Consider the following 21,613-nt stretch of genomic DNA (forward strand, 5'->3'; position numbering starts at 1 on the left):
GGTCATGCCAACAATTGTGCAAAAGCCTTGGTGAAGAAGTCAGTGCTACCGAAATTGCCCGACTTCAGCGTGATGTGCAGCCCGTCCTTGGCGTCGGGGGCCACGGCATGGCACCATGGCACGCCGGGGTCAATCTGCGCGCCAATGCGCATTTGCGTGATGCCCAGGGCCTGCACGCAGGCACCGGAGGTTTCGCCGCCCGCCACGATGAGTTGGCGCACACCGCGCTGCACCAGGCCGCGTGCAATGGCGGCAATGGTGTCTTCCACCATGGCACCGGCCTTTTCAGAGCCCAGCTTGCCCTGAATGGCGCGCACGGCCGAGGGCTCGGCGGTGGAATACACCAGCACCGGGCCCTGGCCGATGTGGCCTTCGGCCCAGGCCAGCGCTTCGGCGGCCACGTCCACGCCTGCGGCAATACGCAGCGGGTCGATGGCCAGTGCTGGCTTGCCTGCCTTGATGAAATCCATCACTTGCTGGTTGGTGGCTACCGAGCAGCTGCCCGACACGATGGCCTGCAGCCCTTGCGCGGCGGGCAGGCGGGCGGCCTCGTTGCTGGGGGCCACGCCAAAGTTGCCCGGCAGGCCAATCGCCACGCCGGAGCCCGCTGTGACCAGCGGCATGCCCTTGAGCGCGGGGCCCAGGCGCAGCAGGTCGGCGTTCGACACCGCATCCACCACGGCCATGCGCACGCCCTCGGCCTTCAGTTGATCGATGCGTGCGCGGATAGCTGCCTCGCCCTGTGCGACCACGCTGTGGTCGATCAGGCCCACGCGGCTGGCCGTCTGCGCTTGCAGCACGCGCACCAGGTTGGGGTCGGTCATGGGCGTGAGCGGGTGGTTCTGCATGCCGCTCTCGTTCAGCAGCACATCGCCCACAAACAGGTAGCCCTTGAACACGGTGCGCTTGTTGTCGGGGAAGGCGGGCGTGGCGATGGTGAAGTCGGTGCCCAGCGCCTGCATCAGCGCATCGGTCACGGGGCCGATGTTGCCCTCTGCCGTGCTGTCAAAGGTGGAGCAGTACTTGAAATAGATTTGCTCGGCGCCCTGCGCCTTCAGCCACTGCAGCGCGGCCAGCGATTGGGCGATGGCCTCGTCTTTGGGAACGGTGCGCGACTTGAGCGCGACCACGATGGCATCGGCCTCCGCATCCAACGGGGCCGTGGGCACGCCCATGGCCTGCACCACGCGCATGCCTGCGCGCACCAGGTTGTTGGCCAGGTCGGTCGCGCCGGTGAAGTCGTCGGCAATGCAGCCCAGCAGTGCACGTGCGCGGGTCATGCCTTGTCCTTGCCTTTGGGGAGCGTGATGCCAGGGAAGATCTTGATCACGGCGCTGTCGTCTTCTTTGGCAAAGCCTGCGGTGGATGCTTGCATGAACATCTGGTGCGCCGTGGCGGCCAGCGGCAGAGGGAATTTGCTGGCGCGAGCGGTGTCCAGCACCAGGCCCAGGTCCTTCACAAAGATATCGACAGCCGACAGCGGCGTGTAGTCGCCCGCCAGCACATGGGCCATGCGGTTTTCAAACATCCAGCTGTTGCCCGCGCTGTTCGTGATCACTTCATACAAGGCGCTGGCTTCCACGCCCTCGCGCAGGCCCAGGGCCATCGCTTCGGCGGCCACGGCGATGTGCACACCGGCCAGCAGCTGGTTGATGATCTTGACCTTGCTGCCCGCGCCCGCCTTGTCACCCAGGCGGTACACCTTGCCGGCCATGCTGTCGAGCACGGCGCCCGCTGCGGCATAGGCCTCAGGCTTGGCCGAGGTCATCATCGTCATCTGGCCCGATGCGGCCTTGGCTGCGCCGCCGGAGATGGGGGCGTCCACATAGTGCAGGCCCAGCGCGTTCAGGCGCGCTTCCAGCGCCACCGACCAGTTGGGGTCCACCGTAGAGCACATCACAAAGGTGCTGCCGGGGCGCATGGCCGCTGCTGCGCCGCCTTGGCCATCGTCGCCGAACAGCACGCTCTCGGTCTGCGCCGCGTTGACCACCACCGACACCACCACATCACTCACCGCTGCCAGCGACGCGGTGGTGGCGTGGGCGGTGCCGCCGTCCGCCACAAAGGCATCGGCCACGCCGGGGCGCACGTCACACACGTGGATGGTGAAACCGTTGTTGCGCAGGGTCTTGGCAATGCCAGCGCCCATGGCGCCCAGGCCGATGATGCCGACGGTGGGTTGGGTCATAGTGGTGTCTTTCTAGAGCAAAGAGAAAAAATCAGGCAACGGCCACCCACAGCAGGGCAGTCAGGGCAAAGCCCGCCAGGCCCAGCACAGTGGTCAGTACGGTCCAGGTGCGCAGGCCATCGCCCACGCTCAGGCCCAGGTAGCGGGTCACGATCCAGAAGCCCGAATCGTTGACGTGCGAAAGCCCGAGGCTTCCAAAGCCGATGGCAACCGTGAGCAGCGCCACTTGCAAGGGGGAATACCCGCCACCTGCAATGGCGTCGGCCAGCAGGCCGCAGGTGGTGATGATGGCCACGGTGGCCGAACCCTGGGCAGCGCGCAGCGCCAGCGAGATGATGAAAGCCAGCAGGATGAGCGGCAGGTGCGTGGCCGTGAGGCTTTGCGACAGCGCCGTGCCAATGCCGCTGGCGGTGAGCACCTTGGCAAACACGCCGCCTGCGCCCGTCACCAAGATCACCGTGGCGGCAGGGGGCAGGGCGGATTCCATGATGGCGTTGGTCCGCCCACGGTTCCAGCCCTGGTTGCGGCCCAGCAGGAACATCGCCAGGCCCACGGCCACCATCAGCGCAAAGATGGGCGAGCCGATGAAGCCCAGCACGTTGCGCAGGTTGTCGCCCTTGGGCAGCAGCGTGGCGCCGGTGGTGCCCGCCATGATGAGGGCCAGGGGGATCACGATCAGCGCCATGATGGTGCCCACGCCAGGGGTTTTGCCCGCCTGGGTGGTCTTGCTGTCTTCGCTGTTGCCAAAGGCTGCAAACTGCTCGGCCGTGGTGGGCAACAAGGGGTAGCCCTTGCGGTTGAGCCAGCCCGACACATACTGCGACAGCGCCGCCAGCGGGATGCAGATGGCCAGGCCAATGATGGTGATCCAGCCAATGTCGCCCTTGACGATGGCAGCCCCGCCCACGATGCCGGGGTGCGGTGGCACCACCACGTGTGCGGCCAGCATGATGCCCGCTACGGGCAGGCCGAACTTGATGGGGTTGACGCCCGCTGCCTTGCAAAAGCCGTAGACGATGGGCACCAGGATGATGAAGCCCACGTCAAAAAACACCGGGATGGCCAGCACCAGCGCTGCGGTCGTGAGGGCCATGGGCACCCGTGTGGGGCCCAGAAGCTGCGTGAAGCGGTTTGCCAGGCTGGCCGCACCGCCCGAGACCTCGATCATGCGCCCCAGCATGGAGCCCAGCGCCACCAGGATGGCGACCGAACCCAGCGTGCCGCCCATGCCCGCAATCAGCGTGCTGATGATGTCGCCAATGGGCATCTGCGTGGCAAACGCCACCAGAAAGCTCACCAGCATCATCGCCACGAAGGCGTGGACTTGCCAGCGGATGATGAGCAACAGGAGCAGGGCAATGCTGCCGGCGCCGATGCCGAGAAGTGCGAGGGTGGACATGAACGAGATATCTCCTGGATGGCTGAGCGAGCACACGCGGCGCTGCTCAAGTTGGTGTGTTTATATGGTTATCATACAAATTTAGCGTGGCAGTTTGCTGCGGGTTAACCCTGAAGGTGCACTGATTTCGGTGGGTGCGGTGCGCCTACGTTGACGCAACGGCTTGTAGTTGCACGCGCTCGGCGTGGGGTCCTTCAGCCGCGCTGCGAGGGGGCTGTGTCCACCACCAGGGGTTGTGCCAGGCGTGCACCGTCCTGCGCCCAGAAGGTGGGGTCGGCTTGCTCAATGCGGCGCAGCGCGTTGCGCATGTGGTCGGTGGCGGCATGCCGGGCTGCGGCGGCGTCACCAGCTTCAATCGCGCGCACGATCTGCTCATGCTCCTGCGTCACGGCCTGGGCAAAGTCGCTGCGCCGGGCCTCATTGGCGCGGGTGACGCGTGTGGCCCCTTGAAGAAAGCGGGCCAGGTAGTCCAGCGTGCTAATGAGAAACGGGTTGCCCGCCGCCCGCGCAATCGCCCGGTGAAACTCCACATCCTCCTCGGCCCCGTCACGCCCGGCCTGCACGGCATCGCTGATGCGTTGCATGGCGGTGCGAATGGCCTGCACATCGGCATCGCTGCGGCGCTGGGCGGCCAGCTCGGCCACTTCGGATTCCAGGGCGCGGCGCACCTCCACGATTTGCATGACCGCCTCGCGCGATGCGGCATGGGGCAACTCAAAGTGCAGGGGCTCGATGCCCGGGGCCTGCACATACACGCCACTGCCCTGGCGTGAGTCCACCAGCCCCAGCGATTTGAGCCGCGAGATGGCCTCGCGCACCACGGTGCGGCTGACCTGGAACTGCTGCGCTAGCGCAGCCTCGGTGGGCAGCTTCTCAGACGCCTGGATGCGGCCCGCGCGGATTTCGGTCTCCAGCGTGCTGGCGACTTGGTCGGCCAGTTTGAGGCTGGGTTTGACGGCGGAGAAGGGGGACGACATGGGGAAGCGGGCGGGTGAGATGAGGCGAGAGGCGCTGCGGTGGCGTGCCGTGGACTGTACCGCAGGGGCGCGTGTTAGAGGCGTCTCTTGGGTGCCAGTTTGCTTACTTCGGCGCCGAGCAGGAGTCGTCCAGCCGGGCCATGCCTGCCAGCTTTTGCAGGCTGCTGCGTTTTTCGAGGCAGGCTTGGTACTGGGCTTCGGCTGCTTTTTGCTGGGCGGTGCGCGCAGCGTTGGCACGGTCGGTTTGCAGTTGGGCGATGCGTTCGCGGATTTGGGGCATCACGGCCAGGGCGGCCTTTTCACCTTCCAGGATGGCATTGGCGCGTTGGCTGAAATCGGCCGAGCCAATGTCCAGCACCTGGGGGCGGATGATGACGTCGGCGCGGGCCAGTTCGGCCTGGCCGAGCTTTTGGCCCATGATGGCGATGGACTGGCCCAGCGTGCCCAGCATGTCGCCGGGCGACTGGCCCCGGGCCTTGTTGGAGATGTCCACGGCGATCACGATATCGGCGCCCAGCTGGCGCGCTGCATCCACCGGCACGGGGCTTACGATGCCGCCGTCCACGAAGTGGTACTTGCCGATGGTGACGGGCTGGAACACGCCCGGCACGCTGCTTGATGCACGCACGGCCTGGCCCGTGTTGCCGCGTGCAAACACGGTGCGTTCGCCGTCTTCGAGCCGCGTGGCCACGGCCACGAAGGGCTTGGTCATTTGCTCCAGAGGTTTGCGGCGCACTTGTTCGTTCACATAGTCTTCCAGCTTCTGGCCTTGCAGCAGGCCGCCGGACGACCACTGCAGGTCGCGGATTTTGGCCTCGTCCAGTGCCACGGCTTTTTCCTGCATCTCAAAAGCGTTCATGCCGCTGGCATACAGCGCACCGACCACGCTGCCTGCGCTGGTGCCTGAGACCACAGCGGGCGCGAAGCCGTTGGCCTCCAGCATCTTGATCACGCCGATGTGTGCAAAGCCTTTGGCTGCGCCGCCACCCAAAGCGATGCCGACCTTGATGGGGGCCACTGTGGGCGCTGCCGTGGTGGCTGCGGCCTGTGCGGCCGCCACAGGCTGGGTGGGCTGTGTGCCGCCGCATGCAGCAAGGCCCGCGCAAAACAGCAGCGCCAGCGGGCGCAAGAAAACGTCCAACCGCATGTGCAGGATCCTGTTGTCATTCGAGGCGGGGAGTGTAGCGGCTGGGGTTTGGCCCAGGTGTTGGCAATGTCAAGCGCATGGGGGCGTGTGGCGGGCCATGGCGTGCGCGATGGGTGGGTTCGCGTTCGCGGGCAGACGCCAAAGTCTTTCTTGTTTGGCAGCCCTGGCGCCTGTGTCCCAGCTTCTGGTGCAGTGCGGCTGCCTACAATGCCGCTTCATTTTGACTTGCACCTGCCTGCGATCGCGCCGGTTCTGGGTGTTGTTTCTTCCGGTATCGAGGTGCCCCGATCATGACGTTGAAGTCCCCTTGGCTGGCGCTTGCGCTGGTCGCCGCCCATTCTTTGGCGTATGCCGGGGATCGGCTGGCTGTGGGCTGCCAGACAGTGGCGCTGGTACTTGATGACGGGCTGACACCCCATGCGCTGGACCGCCTGTGGGCCAGTGGCGACCCAGCCCCTGGCGCCCCCGCCGTTTTGCAGCTGCGGGGTTGCGACGGAGCCTTGCTGGACAGCATCACGCTGGAGGCCCCCCTGGCCCGGCTGGACCACACTTTGTTGCGCGGTGCGCGCGTTCCCACAGTGCTGGTGACGGTGGACTTGACGGCGCCTGCAGGCAGCTACAGCGGCTTGCTGACCCGGCCGATCCAGGTCATGGCCAAGCGGCTGGAGCCTGCACAGGCCCGCGCTGCAGGGGGGCAGTGGCAGCCCATCGTGCTGGCCCACACCGGCAAGGCCGCATGGAAGAGGGTGCGCGTGGGCGCTGCGGAGCAATTGCTGTCGGTCCGCAGCGAGCCGCAGGAGGGGCACTTCACGACCCGCTATCGCCGCTACATGCAAACAAAGCAGGGTTGGGCCGTGCGTGTGCGCACGCAGCCTGGGCTGTGGGAGTCGGACGGAGACTTTCCTTCGCGCCGGTCTTTTCCCTGAGCGGGGGCATGCGGGGAAGGGCCGACCGGACGGCCCCCCCGCGCCTGGCTCATTCGCCCTGGGAACCTCGGTGCGCCCACCCTGTGGTGCGCTTTTCGACCCAGCTGAACAGCTCGTACATGGCCATCGCCATGGCGCCCACCACCATCAGCCCGGCAAAGGCCAGGCCCATTTGCATGGACGAGCCCGCGCTGATGAGCAGGTAGCCAATGCCTTCGTTGGCGGCCGTCATCTCGCTCACCGTGGTGCCCACAAAGGCCAGGGTGATGGCGACTTTGAGCGAGCCATAGAAGTAGGGCAGCGAGCGGGGCAGGCCCACCTTGGTCAGCACATCCCAGCGCTTGGCGCCCAGCACGCGCAGCACGTCTTCGAGCTCGGGCTCCAGCGTGGCCAAGCCCGTGGCGATGTTGACCATGATGGGGAAGAAGCTGATGAGAAAGGCCGTGAGGATGGCGGGACCCACCCCAATGCCGAACCACACCACGAGGATGGGCACGAACGCCGCTTTGGGCAGGGCGTTGAAGGCGGTCATCAGCGGGTACACGGCGGCATAGGCCAGGCGCGAGCTGCCAATCACAAAGCCCAGCAGCACCCCCACGACGATGGCGAGACCAAACCCCGCCATGGTGACCCAGAAGGTGCGCCAGGCATGGCCTGCGATGACGCCGCCAAACTCCACCAGCTGCGTGCCAATGGCCCAGGGGCTGGGGAAGATGAACTCGGACACATTGAAGGCCGAGCAGATGATTTGCCACAGCAGGATGGTGGCCGCGAGCAGCAGCCAGGGGGACCAGCGTTCTACGGTTTTTTTGTGCATGGGGTCCGGCCTTATTGCTGGATGGGCGCGCCAGCTTTTCGCATGGCACCAATGTGGCCGCGCAGCTCGTGCACGATGTCGGTGAACTCTTTGGTGTAGGTCACTTCCAGGTCCCGGGGGCGGGGCAGGTCAATCTCACGCTTGACCACAAAGCGGCCGGGGCTCTTGCTCATCACGTACACCGTGTCGGCCAGAAAGGCACTTTCGCGCAGGTCGTGCGTGACCAGGATGACGTTGAACTTCTGCTCGGCCTGCAGGTCGCGCAGGATGCACCACAGCTCCTCGCGCGTGAAGGCATCCAGCGCACCGAAGGGCTCGTCCAGCAGCAGCATCTTGGGCTCGTGGATGAGGGCGCGGCAGATGCTGGCGCGCTGCTGCATGCCGCCCGACAGCTGCCAGGGGAACTTGTCCTCATACCCCGCCAGCCCCACCTTTTGCAGTAGCTTGCGGGCACGCTCTTCGTATTCCTTGCGCTTTTGCTTGAAGTGGCTGCGGTAGGGCTCCACGATCTCTAGCGGCAGCAGCACGTTGTTGACCGTGGTGCGCCAGGGCAGCAGCGACGGCGCCTGGAAGGCCATGCCTGAGACTTTCAGCGGCCCGGTCACGGGCTGGCCGTCGATGAGGATCTTGCCCATCGATGGCATCTTCAGCCCCGTGGCCAGCTTCATGAAGGTGGACTTGCCACAGCCCGACGGACCGACGATGGCAATGAACTCGCCCTGGCGGATTTGCAGGTCGATGGCTTCGACCGCAAAGTGGTTCTGCGCGCGCAGCTCGTCGTTGTAGGCGAGCCAGACATCGCGAAAATCCACGAAATAGGATTCGGCAGCCTGCATGGTTTTAAGTAAAAAATGCCTCTAGCGCTTATTGGGTAAGCGCTAGCAGCTATTGAATTGATAGTGGCTCAGGTGGGGCTTATTTCTTCGGAAGAATGTTCAGCTCGGCAGCGCTGGGCAAGAAGCTCCCGTTCCACACATCGTCTGCGTTCACGCGGGTCTTGGTGTTGAAAGCGTCGGACACCTGCGACGCCATCAGCGACAGGCGGCCCGGCTTGGCTTGGCCGAAGCCTTCGGCGCGTGCATCGGCGCTGTTGACCACGGTGTCGATGGCCAGTTGCAGGCGGCGCGTCTCCAGCGCCACGTTCACGATGCCATCGCGTGCGCGCACATGCTCGATGGCGGCAGCGGGGTTGGCGATGACTTCCTTGGCCCCTTTGGTGAAGGCCGACAGGAAGGCCTTGACGGCGGCCGGGTTCTCCTTGATGAGCTTGGGCGACGCAATGATCACGTTGCCGTACAGCTTCACGCCAAAGTCGGCATAAGGCAGCACGACCACGTCGGCAGTCTTCACGCCCCGGGCTTCCAGGTTCAGCAGCGAGGTGAAGGTGAAGCCGGTGATGGCGTCCACATCGCCGCGCACCAGCATGGTCTCGCGCAGCGGGGGGTCCATGGCCGTCCATTGCACGTTGCCGACCTTGTTGGCCTTTTGGAAGATGGGGAAGGCACGGCGGCCTGCGTCAAACACCGGGGCGCCCAGCTTTTTGCCAGCCAGATCTGCAGGCGTGTTGATGCCGCTTTTCTTGAGCGCCATCACCGAAGCGGGCGTGTTGTTGTAGACCATCATCACTGCCACGGGCTTGTTCTGCGCGTCGGGGTTATTGGCATGGAACTCCATCACAGCGGCCAGGTCCGCAAAGCCCATGTCGTAGGTGCCCGATGCCACGCGCTGCACTGCGCCGCCCGACCCGTTGCCTGCGTCCACCGTCACGTCCAGCCCTGCGGCCTTGAAGTAGCCCTTGGCGGCGGGCTGCAAAAACAGCGCAGCCGGGCCTTCAAAGCGCCAGTCCAGCTGGAACTTGATGGGCGTGCTTTGCGCATGCGCCGCAGGCAATGCACTGGCCAGCGCCAGTGCTGCTGCGGTGTGCATGAACGTTCTTTTTTTCATGGGATAGCTCCTGGCGGTTGCCAAATAAAAACGGAAGGAAAAGGCAGCAATGCCTTGGCTGTGCAAGCTATTCAGCAAAAACGATGCCCGCTTTCAAGCGCACTGTCGGGTTTTAGCAAGGGCGGCGCGGCACGGCAAATCATTCTTCACCGAAGTGGTGCGCTCGGGCATGGAGGGTTTCCCGAAATGGTGCGTGCACTGTTGCAACGGATTGGGACAAACACGCAGACGGGGGCGCGGCCGCAGTGGTACAACGAAGTCGCAGCATCCAAAAAACAGGGCATTGCCTCGCAGACCAAAGGCGCTGTTGGACAGGGTTCCCTGGGTATGGGTGCGCAGCCCGTTGCACCGCAGCACGAAGGCTTGCGTCTTCGGGTTTTTTAAAGACCCACGAGAGGGCTCACCTATGCCACACCTGACCGAGTTTTTTGACAACGTGCAACTGCCCACCATGCCCGACGTGGCGCGGGATCTGGTGGCAACGATGCAGGACGACGACATTCCGTTTGAGAAGGTGCGCAGTGCCATTGCGCGTGACCCGGCCTTGACGGCCAAGCTCATCCGCCTGGCCAATAGCGCCCGCTTTGGGCTGGCGCGGCAGGTTGCCACGCTGGACGATGCGCTGACCCTGGTGGGGCTGAACCAGGTGCGCACCCTGGCCTTGGCCGCCTGCATGAGTGGCATGTTCAAAGACACGCCGGGTGTGGAGGCTGATGCCTTCTGGAAGGAGAGCATGGCCACTGCAGGGTATGCGCAGTGGCTGGCGCGCACGCTGGGCTCGGATGTGCAGCAGTCCTGGCTGGCCGGGTTCTTGGTGCGCATTGGCGAGTTGATCATTGCGCAAAAGGCGCCCGAGCAAATGGCCGCCATTGAGCAACTGCCCCACCAGGCGGGCGGCCGCTGGGAGCGCGAAAAGCGCCTGCTAGGCTTTACCGAGGCGCAGGTGACGGCCGAGCTGGCCAAACGCTGGCGCTTCCCCGATTCGATCGTGCGGGCCCTGGAAACTGCCGAAGACCCCGTGGCCGCGACCCCGTTCTGCCGCCTGGGCGGCATCGTGCATGTGGCCATGCTGCTGGCCGAGATCGGGCTGGAAGAGCCCAAGTCCCCCGCCGACACGATTGCCAGCCTGCCTGAGGAGATCAAGCAGGCGCTGCAGCTGGACTCGGACTGGCTGGCGGAGCACCTGCCGCCGGTGGCGGACTTTGTGGATGTGGCCGTGCACTGACGCGACCGTGTTCAAGTCTGCGGTTCAATCCCTCCAAAAAAAAGAAAGGCCCCGAAGGGCCTTTCTTTTTGGGGAGCGCGAATCGATCAGGCCACGCGCGCTGCAGCGCTGGCCACTGCCAGGGCTGTCATATTGAACACGCGGCGCACGGTGGCCGCAGGCGTCAGGATGTAGGCCGTGGCGGCCGAGCCCATCAGGATCGGGCCCACCGTCACGCCACCGCTGGTGGTGGTCTTGAGCACGTTGTAGAGGATGTTGGCAGCGTCGATGTTCGGGCAGACCAGCAGGTTGGCCGAGCCGCTCAGGGTCGAATCGCCTTCGGCCATGTAGCTCTTGCGGATGCCGGGTTCCAGCGCGGCATCGCCGTGCAGTTCGCCATCGCACTCGATCTCGGGGTGGCGCGCCACGAAGATGTCGCGTGCTTCGCGCATCTTGCGGGCCGAGGGGCGCTTGGACGAGCCGTAGCTCGAGTGCGACAAAAACGCTACCTTGGCCGGAATGCCAAAGCGCTGCACTTCCTGCACCGACATCCAGGCGATGTCGGCCAGTTGCTCGGCCGTGGGGTTCTCGTTCACATAGGTGTCGGTGATGAACAGTGAGCCCTGGTTGGTCATCAGCGCATTCAGGGCGGCGTAGTCGTTGGCACCCGCCTGGCGGCCGATGATGCTGTGGATGCGCTCCAGGTGCGTTTCGTACAGGCCCACCAGGCCGCAGATCATGGCGTCGGCGTCGCCGAGCTTGACCATCAGCGAGGCGATGATGGTGTTGGAGCGGCGCACGGCGGCCTTGGCCACTTCGGGTGTGGCACCGTTGCGCTTCATCAGCGCGTGGTAGTGCTCCCAGTATTGGCGGAAACGTGGGTCGTCTTCAGGGTTGCACACCTCCACGTCCTTGCCAATCTGCATGCGCAGGCCGGCCTTTTCAATGCGGGCGGCAATCACGGCGGGGCGGCCGATCAGGATGGGGTGGGCAATCTTGTCGTCGATGGCCATCTGCGCGGCACGCAGTGCGCGCTCGTCTTCGCCATCGGCGTAGGCCACGCGCTTTTGGGCATCGGGCAGGGCCTTGGCGGCTGTGACCACGGGGCGCATGAGCATGCCGGTTTGGTAGACAAAGCGCGACAGGCTCTCCTTGTAAGCCTCCATGTCTTCGATGGGGCGCGTGGCCACACCGGATTCGGCTGCGGCCTTGGCCACGGCTGGCGCGATCTTGAGGATCAGGCGCGAGTCGAACGGCGTGGGGATCAGGTAGTCGGGGCCAAAGGTCAGCTCCTTGCCTGCGTAGGCGTTGGCCACTTCCTCGCTGATGTCGGCCTTGGCCAGGTCGGCAATCTGGCGCACGCAGGCCAGCTTCATGGCCTCGGTGATCTTGGTGGCACCGCAGTCCAGTGCGCCCCGGAAGATGTACGGGAAGCACAGAACGTTGTTGACCTGGTTGGGGTAGTCCGAGCGGCCGGTGGCAATGATGCAATCGGGGCGCACGGCCTTGGCCAGCTCGGGGCGGATTTCGGGCTCGGGGTTGGCCAGCGCCAGGATGATGGGCTTGGCCGCCATCGTCTTGACCATTTCGGCCGTCAGTACGCCGGGGGCCGAGCAGCCCAGGAACACGTCAGCGCCGTTCACGGCATCGGCCAGGGTGCGCGCGTCGGTCTTTTGCGCGTACTGCGCTTTGGATTCATCGTAGCCACCAGGGCGGCCTTCGTAGATCACGCCCTTGGAGTCGCACACGAAGATGTTCTCGCGCTTGACGCCCAGGCCCACCATCACGTTCAGGCAGGCAATGGCGGCGGCACCGGCGCCCGACACAGCCAGCTTCACGCTGCCAATGTCCTTGCCCACCAGCTCCAGCCCGTTGAGCAGTGCGGCGCTGCTGATGATGGCAGTGCCGTGCTGGTCGTCATGGAACACCGGGATGTTCATGCGCTTGGACAGCTCTTGCTCGATGTAGAAGCACTCGGGTGCCTTGATGTCTTCGAGGTTGATGCCGCCCAGCGTGGGCTCCAGGCTGGCGATGATCTCGATGAGTTTGTCTGGGTCGCGTTCGGCCAATTCGATGTCGAACACATCGACGCCCGCAAACTTCTTGAACAGGCAGCCTTTGCCTTCCATCACGGGCTTGCTGGCCAGCGGGCCAATGTCGCCCAGGCCCAGCACGGCCGTGCCGTTGGTGATGACGGCCACCAGGTTGCCGCGCGAGGTGTAGTCAAACGCCTTCGATGGGTCCGCCGCAATGTCGAGGCACGGATAGGCCACGCCGGGCGAGTAGGCCAACGACAGATCGCGCTGGTTGGACAGGGGCTTGGTGGGCGTGACGGAGATCTTGCCCCGGCTGGGGTTGCGGTGGTATTCGCGCGCTGCGTCGCGCAAGGCCTGTTCGGCGGCAGAAATGTTCTGTGTCATACGGATTTCAGAGAGTCCAGGACGGAGATTGGCGGCAAGCGTACCTGACGCTGTGCCAGCGGGCGGTATCGGTTTATGCGTATGCTGCATGGCGCCCCCTCATTGCGCGCAAGGCTCGCGCCGCAGGGGCCGCAGCGTTCTCATCAGTCGCCCCCGGCCAGACGGGGCCGCCGATGTGCGGCAAGGCTGGCAAGGTACCCCGCAACGCACAGGTAGGGCGGCGGGCAGTTGCCCTGCGGTTGGCTGCAGGGCAGGGCTGAGGACTGAGATTGGCCACAGGATAACCCGATTGTTGGGCAACCTGAATGAAGTCTGACTAACCCATTGGTATCAGATGCCGGGGTTTTCAAAGGCTTCGCGGGGGGCTTTTGGGGCTGTGCGGCATGCCAGCCAGGTGTGCTGGCCGGCATGTGTGCGGTGGGCATGTGTGCATGCCCACCGCACCGCTCAGCTAAGCAGATCGCTCAGCGCCCGTGCGATCACCTTGGTGGCACGGCGCAGGTCTTCGAGCTGAAGGCGCTCGTCAGCGCGTTTGGCGTGCGATTCGAGCACGGTGCGCGGCCCCGCGCCATAGATCACGCCAGGAATGCCGCGCTCTACGTACAGGCGCACATCGGTGTACAGCGGGGTGCCTACGGCGGGCACGGGCTCGCCCAGCACCGCCTGTGCGTGTTTCTGGATCGCATCGACCAACGGCTGGTTGCCCGCCAATGGCGTCATGGCGTTGGCCAGCAGCAGGCGTTTGATCTCGACGCTGAGACCGGCGCGCTCGGCCGTGGCCTGCGTGATGGTGTGGCGGATGGCGGCCTCCACTTCCACCGGGTTTTCCTCGGGGATCATGCGGCGGTCGAGTTTGAAGGTGACCTTGCCCGGCACCACGTTGGTGTTGGTGCCGCCTTCGATGCGGCCCACGTTCAGGTAGGGGTGCTTGATGCCCGCGACGTTGGACGTGACCTTCTTGTACTCGTCGTTTTGCGCGTACAGCGCGTTCAGGATGTGCACCGCGCCCTGCAGCGCATCCACGCCGGTGTGGGGCACGGCGGCGTGGGCCATCTTGCCGTGCACAGTCACTTCCATTTGCAGGCAGCCGTTGTGGGCGGTCACCACCTCGTAGCTGAAGCCAGCGGCAATCATCAGGTCGGGCTTTGTGAGGCCGTTCTTCAGCAACCAGCCAGGGCCCAGTTCACCGCCAAATTCTTCGTCGTAGGTGAAGTGCAGTTCCACAGCGCCCTTCGTGGGCTTGGCGACGGCTTCCAGCGCCCGCACGGCAAAGGTGAAGCTGGCAAAGTCGCTCTTGCTCACGGCGGTGGCGCGGCCATACATCTTGCCGTCTGCAATTTCTGCGCCGTAGGGGTCGTGGGTCCAGCCTTCGCCGGGTGGCACCACGTCACCATGGGCGTTCAGGGCAATGGTCTTGCCGCCATCGCCCGGCGCTCCGTAGGGGCGGCGCACGATCAGGTTGGTGATGGACTCCATGCCGTAGGCCTGCACATCGGCAGCGGGCACAGCGTGCTTCTCGGCCTCGTAGCCAAAGTCTTTGAGTAGCTCTGCCGTGCGTTCGGCATGGGGCGCGTTGTTGCCGGGCGGCGTGTCGGTGGGCACGCGCACCAGGGCCTGCAAAAAGTGCACTTCCTCGTCAAAGTGCTGGTCAATCCAGGCGTCCAGGGCGGCGTAGTTGTTGTTCGTAGTCATGGTTGTGGTTCCTCGGCAAGCTGGCGCAGCACCTGGGTGAAGGCGTCCACGGCCAGTTGCATGTCATTGTTGGTGGTGGATTCGAGCGGGTTGTGGCTGATGCCCGAGTTTTGGCCGCGCACGAACAGCATCGCCTGCGGCATGATGGAGTGCAGTTTCATGGCATCGTGCCCCGCGCCGCTGGGCATGCGGAACACCGGTACACCCAGGGCATCCACAGCACGCTCCCAGTGGTGCTGCAGCGCGGGTGCGCTGGGTGCGGCGGCGGCGCGCATGGATTCTTCCAGGGTGTAGCGCAGGCCGCGCCGCTGGGCAATGCGGGCGAGTTCGTCCAGCACATCGCGCACCAGTGCGTCTCGCTGCGCGTCGGTGGGGGCGCGCAGGTCCAGGCTGAATTGGCAGCGCCCCGGCACCACATTGATGGAGCCGCCGGGCACGTTGAGCAGACCGATGGTACCCACCGAGTCTCCGTCCCGCGCGGCGCGTTGTTCTATGAAAAGCGCCAGCTCGGCCACGGCGACGGCGGCATCGCGGCGGCGGTCCATGGGGGTGGTGCCTGCGTGGCTGGCGGTGCCAATCATCTCGGCCACAAAACGCACGCCGCCGTTGATGGAGGTGACCACGCCCAGGGGCAGGTCCAGTTCGTTGAGCACCGGGCCCTGTTCAATATGCACTTCGATAAAGCCCAGGTACTGCGCCGGATCGCGCTGCAGCTTGGCAATGTCGTCAATGCACAGGCCCGCGTGCTGCATGGCTTCGCGCATGGTCACGCCGTCGGCATCTTTTTGCTCCAGCCAGGCGGGGTTGAAGTGGCCGATGAGCGCGCCCGAGCCCAGGAAGGTGGCCTTGTAGCGCTGGCCTTCTTCTTCCGCAAATGCCACCACTTCGATGCCGAAGGGCAGGCGCTTGCCAGCGCGGTGCAGCTCACGTACGCAGGCCATGGGCACCAAGATGCCCAGGCGGCCGTCGTACTTTCCGCCGTTGCGCACGGTGTCGTAGTGCGATCCGGTCATGAGGTATTTGGCGGTGGGTTCTTTGCCGTGGTAGCGGCCCACCACGTTGCCGACGGCGTCGATATTCACTTCGTCAAAGCCGCACGATGCTTCCATCCATAAGCGGATTCGCTCAGCGCACTCGCGGTGAGCCTCGGTGAGGTAGGTGACGGTGAGCTGGCCTTTCTCGGCAAATCCGGGGTCGCTGTATCGGGCGAGTTCCTCATGGGCATCCCACGTTAGGTTTCCAAGCTCTGGAACGTAGTCAAACTTGTCGCCCAGGCGAATCTCGGCAATGCGGTGGATGTTGCGCAGTGCCTCGGCCAATTCAAACTCGGGGTGGTTGTCCAGCCGCCGGGCGAAAGTGTCGATGATCTCCTGCTTGGGCAGGCCCGTGCCGCGCGGCCCGCGCACCGCCAGGATGAACGGAAAGCCAAAGCGCTCGTTGTACGCCACGTTGAGCTGCTGGATGCGCTCAAACTCTTCAGGGGTGCACTGCGTCAGGCCCGCCTTGCTTTGCTCGTGGGTGGATTCAGCGGTGAGGCTCTTGGCCAACATGGCTTTGCCCGCCAGCTCGGGGTGGGCGCGGATCAGGCCGAGTTGCGCCTCGGTGCCCGCCGTGCGCACCACTTGGGCCAGCGCATGCTGCAGGTGTGCCATGCTGCGAAAGGGCCGTTGCGCCAGGGCTTGCTCGGCAATCCAGGGCGAGTGTTCGTATAGCCCGTCCAGCAGCGCCAGCGTTTCGGTGGGGCTCGCGGCGTTGAGTTGTTTCAGGGTCAGTGGCATGGTGGGTGCTTCAAAAAAGTGAGCTGCTCGCGCTTGATTGATAAGCGCTAGAGGCCAATTTGATTCATGGATGGGCTCACACGGCGGGCGCCGGGTGGTGCTGCGCCCAGTGGCGGGCAATGTCGATGCGCCTTGCCACCCACACCTTGTCGTGCTGCGCAATGTGGTCCAGAAACCGCTGCAGCGCCGTGATGCGGCCCGGGCGGCCCAGCAGGCGGCAGTGCATGCCGATGCTCATCATCTTGGGGGCGTTGTCACCGGCGGGGTCCCCCTCGGCGTACAGCGCGTCGAACGTGTCTTTCAGGTACTGAAAGAACGGGTCGGCATGCGAATAGCCCTGGGGCAGGGCAAAGCGCATGTCGTTGCAGTCCAGCGTGTAGGGCACGATGAGCTGACTCACCGCCGTGCCGTCGGTGCGCTGCACCTTCATCCAAAAGGGCAGGTCGTCGCCGTAGTAGTCGCTGTCGTAGGCAAAGCCGCCAAAGTCGGCCACCAGGCGGTGGGTGTTGGGGCTGTCGCGGCCGGTGTACCAGCCCAGCGCTCTTTCGCCGGTCATGCGCTCAATGATGTCCATCGCCTCCTGCATGTGGGCGCGCTCCACCGCTTCGGGGATGTGCTGGTAATGGATCCACTTGAGCCCGTGGCAGGCGATCTCGTGGCCCAGCTCCACAAAGGCAGCCGTCAGCTCGGGGTGGCGCTGCAGAGCCGTGGACACGCCAAACACCGTGAGCGGCAGGCCGCGCTTTTCAAATTCGCGCAGGATGCGCCACACACCCGCCCGCGAGCCGTACTCGTAGATGCCTTCCATGCTCATGTGCCGCTCGGGGTAGCTGGCGGGGTTGAACATTTCCGACAGAAACTGCTCGCTGCCCGCATCGCCATGCAGCGTGGCGTTCTCGCCGCCTTCTTCGTAGTTCAGCACAAACTGCACCGCAATGCGGGCGCCGCCAGGCCACTGGGCGTGGGGCGGGTTTTTGCCGTAGCCGATCAGGTCACGGGGGTAGGGGGCGGTGGCGTCGTAGATCATGGTGGGTGGGCTTGAAAGGGGCGGGTCAGGCTGCACGGCCAAGACAGGGCTCAAGACAGCGCCAGAGACAGGTCGTTGATGGGCGCTGGGCGGTCAAAGATCAGGCTTTCTTCCACATGCAGCAAATGTGCCTGCATGAGCTGCACGGCCCGCTCTTCGTCCTTGGCCCCCAGGGCCTTGACGATGTCGGCGTGCTCTTCGTGCGAGTGTTCGGCAGCGCTGGCGCTTTGGTACATCAGCGTGATGAGCGAGCAGCGCGAGATCAAATCGCCCAGCATCTGCGCCAGCACCTGGTTGCCCATCAGCTCGGCCATGCGCACATGGAAGTCGCCCAGCAGCTCGGTGCGCTCGGGCGCATCGCCTTGGGCCACGGCCTGCTTCTCGCGGGCCACGTGCTCGCGCAGGGCGCGCAGCTTGGTGGGTGTGACCTGGCGCATGAAGGCACGCACCATCTCGGCTTCGAGCATGCGGCGCACGGCAAACACCTGGCGCGCCTCGTCGGCCGAGGGGGCGGCCACAAAGGCGCCCCGCGCGGGCTCCAGCCGCACCAGGCGGTTTTGCGCCAGCTGAAACAGCGCCTGCCGCACCAGCGTGCGCGACACCCCAAAGTGGTCGGCCAGCTTTTGTTCGGCCAGCTTGGTGCCCGGCTGCAGGCGGTGCTCGACGATGGCGCGGGTCAGGCGCGAAACGATGAGGCTGGTGGTCGAGTTGTCCATGCGCTGCATGATAGCCGCAAGCGGTGTTTTGTATACACTTTTGGTGGACTGTTTAAGGTGAAAAGGGCTCAATCCCCCGGCGTGCTGCTGGCAAACCGCCCCACCAAAAAGTCCACAAACGCCCGCACCCGCGCCGCCGCCTGGTGGCGCTGGGGGTAGATGGCGTAGATATCGGCCGGGGGCGTGTGGTGGTCTGCCAGCACCTGCACCAGGCGGCCGCTGCGCAGGTAGCGGGCCACGTCCCACTCGGCGCGCATCACGATGCCGTGGCCCTCCAGTGCCCAGTTCACGGCGATTTCGCCGTCGTTGGTGCTCAGGCCGCCACGCACCTTCACTACCTCCACCGCGCTGCTCTTGCGGGCGGGGCTCAGCCGCCACTGGCCGTAGGCGTCGTCGCCCTGGCGTATGCCAATGCAATCGTGGCGGGCCAGGTCGCTCGGTATTTTGGGGGTGCCGCGCTGCGCCAGGTAGGCGGGCGATGCGCACAGCAGGCGCCGGTTGGGGGCAATGCGCCGTGCAATCACGCGTGCGTCGGGCGGCTCGCCAAAGCGGATGCACACGTCAAACGCGTCCGATGCCAGCGGCGGTGGGTCTACCGACAACTGCAGTTGCACCTGCACCTGCGGGTGGCTGCGCACAAAGTCCGAGATCAGCGGCGCAATGTGGCTGCGCCCAAAGCCCAGCGTGGCATTCACCCGCAGCAGCCCCTGCGGGGTGGATTGCGTGCGCGAGACCAGCTGCTCCATGTCGGCAATGTCGGCCAGGATGCGCCGCGCGTGCGCCAGATAGGTCTCGCCCTCGGGCGTGAGGCTGACGCGCCGCGTGGTGCGGTTGAGCAGCTGCACGCCCAGCCGCGCCTCCATCTGCGCCAGGCGCTTGCTGACGGCGGGCGTGCTTACGTTCAACTCGCGCGCCGTGGCCGAAAAACTGCCGCAGCGCGCCAGCAGGCTGAAGAACGCCATCTCGGAAGGGGCAGAAAGCGGTGTGCTCATTGTTTCTTTCAAGTTAACAACAGGATAACTTGAAGGGTGTCTTTTTGAATCCGATGCTCGTTAGATTTGGCCCATGGCGGCTTTGTGAACCGGTTCTCAGGCCAAGACCCCATGGATGCCGAGAACACCCCGCCACCGCAGACCCCCCTTCAGATCAGGAGACCATGACATGACCCAAGCCACCCCCAAAACCCACCGCATCGCCTGCATCCCTGGCGACGGCATTGGCAAGGAAGTGATTCCCGCCGGGCAAGAAGTGCTGCAGGCCCTGGCCGCATCCCAGCCCGGCCTGGCGTTTGAGTTCACCAGCTATGGCTGGGGCGGCGACTGGTACCGCGCCCACGGCGAGATGATGCCCACCGATGGCCTGGCGCAACTGCGCGGCCAGGACGCCATCCTGTTCGGCTCGGCGGGCGACCCACACATCCCCGACCACATCACGCTGTGGGGCCTGCGGCTGAAGATTTGCCAGGGGTTCGATCAGTACGCCAACGTGCGGCCCACGCGCATCCTGCCGGGCATTGATGCCCCCCTCAAGCGCTGCGCGCCGCAAGACCTGGACTGGGTCATCGTGCGCGAAAACTCCGAGGGCGAATATGCCGGTGTGGGCGGTCGCGCCCACCAGGGCCACCCCATCGAGGTGGCTACCGACCTGAGCGTGATGACCCGCGCCGGGGTGGAACGCATCATGCGCTACGCCTTCCGCCTGGCCCAGTCGCGCCCCCGCAAGCTGCTCACCGTCATCACCAAGAGCAACGCCCAGCGCCACGCCATGGTGATGTGGGACGAGATTGCGCAGCAAATCAGCCAGGAGTTTCCCGATGTGAAGTGGGACAAGGAGCTGGTGGACGCGGCCACCGCCCGCATGGTCAACCGCCCGGCCACGCTCGACACCATCGTTGCAACCAACCTGCATGCCGACATCCTCTCTGACCTGGCCGCCGCGCTGGCGGGCAGCCTGGGCATTGCGCCCACCGGCAACATCGACCCCGAGCGCCGCTACCCCAGCATGTTCGAGCCCATCCACGGCTCGGCCTTCGACATCATGGGCAAAGGCCTGGCCAACCCCGTGGGCACGTTCTGGAGCTGCGTGATGCTGCTCGAACACCTGGGCGAGCACGCCGCCGCCCAGCGCCTGATGGCCGCCATCGAGCAAGTCACTGCCGACACGGCCCTGCACACCGGCGACCTGGGTGGCAAAGCCACCACCGCGCAGGTCACCCGCGCTGTGTGCGAGCGGCTGGCAGCCTGAGTCCGCAAAGCGCAAGTCCAGCGCAATTCCCCAGGCCACGCACGCAGCCCAGCAAGAGGCGCGGCGGCCGGGGGCTCAACCCACCGAACGACATTGGAGACAAGCCATGACGACGTTTCACTTCACCAAGCGCCACACCCTGCGCCACCTGGCCGGTGCGGCCCTGCTGTGCGCCCTGGCCAGCACGGCAGCCGCCCAGGCCTGGCCCGCCAAAACCATCAGCCTGATCGTGCCCTTTCCTGCAGGGGGCACTACCGACGTGCTGGCCCGCGCGCTGGGGCAAGAGCTGTCAAAAAGCCTGGGCCAGCCCGTCATCGTGGAGAACAAGCCCGGCGCTGGCTCCACGCTGGGCGCTGACTTTGTGGCCAAGGCCAAGCCCGATGGCTACACCCTGCTGATGGGCGCGGTGCACCACACCATTGCCACCAGCGTGTACCGCAAGCTGGCCTACGACTTTCAAAAAGACCTCGCCCCCATCACCACCGTGGCCATGGTGCCCAACGTGCTGGTGGTACAGGCCGATGCTGCTACGCCCATCCGCACCGTGCCCGAGCTGATCGCCCAGGCCAAGCGCGCTCCGGGCAAGCTCACCTTTGGCTCCAACGGCAACGGCACGGGCCAGCACCTGATTGGCGCGCAGTTTGAATCCATGGCCGGGGTGCAACTGCTGCATGTGCCCTACAAGGGCAGCGGCCCCATGACGACCGACCTGCTGGGCGGACAGATCACCATGTCGTTCGACACCATCACGCCCGTGCTGCAACACATCAAGGGTGGCAAACTGCGTGCGCTGGCGGTGACCACGGCCAAGCGTTCTGCCGCGTTGCCCGATGTGCCCACGCTGGACGAAGCCGGGCTCAAAGGCTTTGACCTGGGCACCTGGTTTGGCGTGCTGGCCCCCGCAGGCACCCCCAAAGACGTGGTCACGCGGCTGAACACCGAGATGGTCAAGATCATCCAGTCGGCCGACTTCCGCAAAAAGATGGACGACATTGGCGCCGACCCCATTGGCAACACGCCCGAGCAAATGGCCCGCCAGATCAAGGACGACACCGAGCGCTTTGCGCGCCTGGTGAAAGAGGCGAAGGTGGTGCTGGAGTAGGGCGGGGAATCGGTCTGTGGACGGCTTTCAAT

General features: G+C 65.1%; 19 protein-coding genes. 5 read left to right on the plus strand and 14 right to left on the minus strand.

Features of this window, described 5'->3' with window-relative positions; genetic code table 11:
• Positions 1-2: 2 nt before the first annotated feature.
• From otnK to CLU86_RS03550, 5 genes are all read right to left on the minus strand, one after another.
• The gene (otnK, locus tag CLU86_RS03530) at positions 3-1,280 is read right to left on the minus strand and encodes a 3-oxo-tetronate kinase (protein WP_099740647.1); all 1,278 of its coding nucleotides are present in this window, start codon (positions 1,278-1,280) and stop codon (positions 3-5) included.
• Positions 1,277-2,188, minus strand: a complete 912-nt coding sequence (gene ltnD, locus CLU86_RS03535; protein ID WP_099740648.1) for an L-threonate dehydrogenase — start codon at positions 2,186-2,188, stop codon at positions 1,277-1,279. The genes otnK and ltnD overlap by 4 nt, the downstream gene beginning before the upstream one ends.
• Positions 2,189-2,219: 31 nt before the next feature.
• Positions 2,220-3,587: a GntP family transporter gene (locus CLU86_RS03540; protein ID WP_099740649.1), complete on the minus strand. Its 1,368-nt coding sequence runs from the start codon at positions 3,585-3,587 to the stop codon at positions 2,220-2,222.
• A 194-nt stretch (positions 3,588-3,781) separates the two neighbouring features.
• A complete protein-coding gene (locus tag CLU86_RS03545; RefSeq protein ID WP_099740650.1) occupies positions 3,782-4,564 on the minus strand; it encodes a FadR/GntR family transcriptional regulator in 783 nt (260 codons plus the stop codon).
• Positions 4,565-4,667: 103 nt separating this feature from the next.
• Positions 4,668-5,711, minus strand: coding sequence for a patatin-like phospholipase family protein (locus tag CLU86_RS03550; protein ID WP_099740651.1), 1,044 nt, complete (start codon positions 5,709-5,711; stop codon positions 4,668-4,670).
• A gap of 290 nt (positions 5,712-6,001) precedes the next feature.
• Between CLU86_RS03550 and CLU86_RS03555 the strand changes: the two genes are divergently transcribed.
• Positions 6,002-6,637 carry a hypothetical protein gene (locus CLU86_RS03555; RefSeq protein WP_099740652.1) on the plus strand — a complete coding sequence of 212 codons (636 nt, stop codon included), beginning with the start codon at positions 6,002-6,004 and terminating at the stop codon, positions 6,635-6,637.
• Positions 6,638-6,686: 49 nt separating this feature from the next.
• On the opposite strand, the gene CLU86_RS03560 is transcribed toward CLU86_RS03555, so the two are convergent.
• The 3 genes from CLU86_RS03560 to CLU86_RS03570 form a co-directional block, all read right to left on the minus strand.
• Complete coding sequence (locus CLU86_RS03560) at positions 6,687-7,454, minus strand: ABC transporter permease (protein ID WP_099740653.1); 768 nt, start codon at positions 7,452-7,454, stop codon at positions 6,687-6,689.
• An 11-nt stretch (positions 7,455-7,465) separates the two neighbouring features.
• Positions 7,466-8,290 carry an ABC transporter ATP-binding protein gene (locus CLU86_RS03565; protein ID WP_099740654.1) on the minus strand — a complete coding sequence of 275 codons (825 nt, stop codon included), beginning with the start codon at positions 8,288-8,290 and terminating at the stop codon, positions 7,466-7,468.
• Between the two features lie 79 nt (positions 8,291-8,369).
• Complete coding sequence (locus tag CLU86_RS03570; protein ID WP_099740655.1) at positions 8,370-9,398, minus strand: ABC transporter substrate-binding protein; 1,029 nt, start codon at positions 9,396-9,398, stop codon at positions 8,370-8,372.
• Here CLU86_RS03570 and CLU86_RS22530 point away from each other — a divergent pair.
• Positions 9,375-9,782, plus strand: coding sequence for a hypothetical protein (locus CLU86_RS22530; RefSeq protein ID WP_143226654.1), 408 nt, complete (start codon positions 9,375-9,377; stop codon positions 9,780-9,782). The two genes, CLU86_RS03570 and CLU86_RS22530, sit on opposite strands and share 24 nt — an antisense overlap.
• A 22-nt stretch (positions 9,783-9,804) precedes the next feature.
• A complete protein-coding gene (locus CLU86_RS03575; protein WP_099740656.1) occupies positions 9,805-10,623 on the plus strand; it encodes an HDOD domain-containing protein in 819 nt (272 codons plus the stop codon).
• Positions 10,624-10,709: 86 nt separating this feature from the next.
• Here CLU86_RS03575 and CLU86_RS03580 read toward each other — a convergent pair whose 3' ends face one another.
• From CLU86_RS03580 to CLU86_RS03605, 6 genes are all read right to left on the minus strand, one after another.
• Positions 10,710-13,022: an NADP-dependent malic enzyme gene (locus CLU86_RS03580; protein ID WP_099740657.1), complete on the minus strand. Its 2,313-nt coding sequence runs from the start codon at positions 13,020-13,022 to the stop codon at positions 10,710-10,712.
• 447 nt (positions 13,023-13,469) lie between these two features.
• On the minus strand, positions 13,470-14,714 hold the full coding sequence (locus CLU86_RS03585) for an ArgE/DapE family deacylase (RefSeq protein ID WP_099740658.1): 1,245 nt from the start codon (positions 14,712-14,714) through the stop codon (positions 13,470-13,472).
• Positions 14,711-16,492 carry a 2-oxo-4-hydroxy-4-carboxy-5-ureidoimidazoline decarboxylase gene (gene uraD / locus CLU86_RS03590; RefSeq protein ID WP_099740659.1) on the minus strand — a complete coding sequence of 594 codons (1,782 nt, stop codon included), beginning with the start codon at positions 16,490-16,492 and terminating at the stop codon, positions 14,711-14,713. Before uraD ends, CLU86_RS03585 begins: the two co-directional genes overlap by 4 nt.
• Positions 16,493-16,568: 76 nt before the next feature.
• A complete protein-coding gene (gene puuE / locus CLU86_RS03595) occupies positions 16,569-17,519 on the minus strand; it encodes an allantoinase PuuE (protein ID WP_099740660.1) in 951 nt (316 codons plus the stop codon).
• A gap of 50 nt (positions 17,520-17,569) precedes the next feature.
• Positions 17,570-18,244 carry a GntR family transcriptional regulator gene (locus tag CLU86_RS03600; protein WP_099740661.1) on the minus strand — a complete coding sequence of 225 codons (675 nt, stop codon included), beginning with the start codon at positions 18,242-18,244 and terminating at the stop codon, positions 17,570-17,572.
• Positions 18,245-18,303: 59 nt separating this feature from the next.
• Positions 18,304-19,227 carry a LysR family transcriptional regulator gene (locus CLU86_RS03605; protein WP_099654880.1) on the minus strand — a complete coding sequence of 308 codons (924 nt, stop codon included), beginning with the start codon at positions 19,225-19,227 and terminating at the stop codon, positions 18,304-18,306.
• Positions 19,228-19,396: 169 nt separating this feature from the next.
• Here CLU86_RS03605 and CLU86_RS03610 point away from each other — a divergent pair, with 169 nt between their 5' ends.
• Complete coding sequence (locus CLU86_RS03610) at positions 19,397-20,479, plus strand: tartrate dehydrogenase (RefSeq protein ID WP_099740662.1); 1,083 nt, start codon at positions 19,397-19,399, stop codon at positions 20,477-20,479.
• A 106-nt stretch (positions 20,480-20,585) separates the two neighbouring features.
• On the plus strand, positions 20,586-21,581 hold the full coding sequence (locus CLU86_RS03615; protein ID WP_099740663.1) for a tripartite tricarboxylate transporter substrate binding protein: 996 nt from the start codon (positions 20,586-20,588) through the stop codon (positions 21,579-21,581).
• Positions 21,582-21,613 lie beyond the last annotated feature (32 nt).

This window comes from Acidovorax sp. 62 (genome assembly GCF_002754495.1).
Classification (GTDB): Bacteria; Pseudomonadota; Gammaproteobacteria; order Burkholderiales; family Burkholderiaceae_C; genus Acidovorax.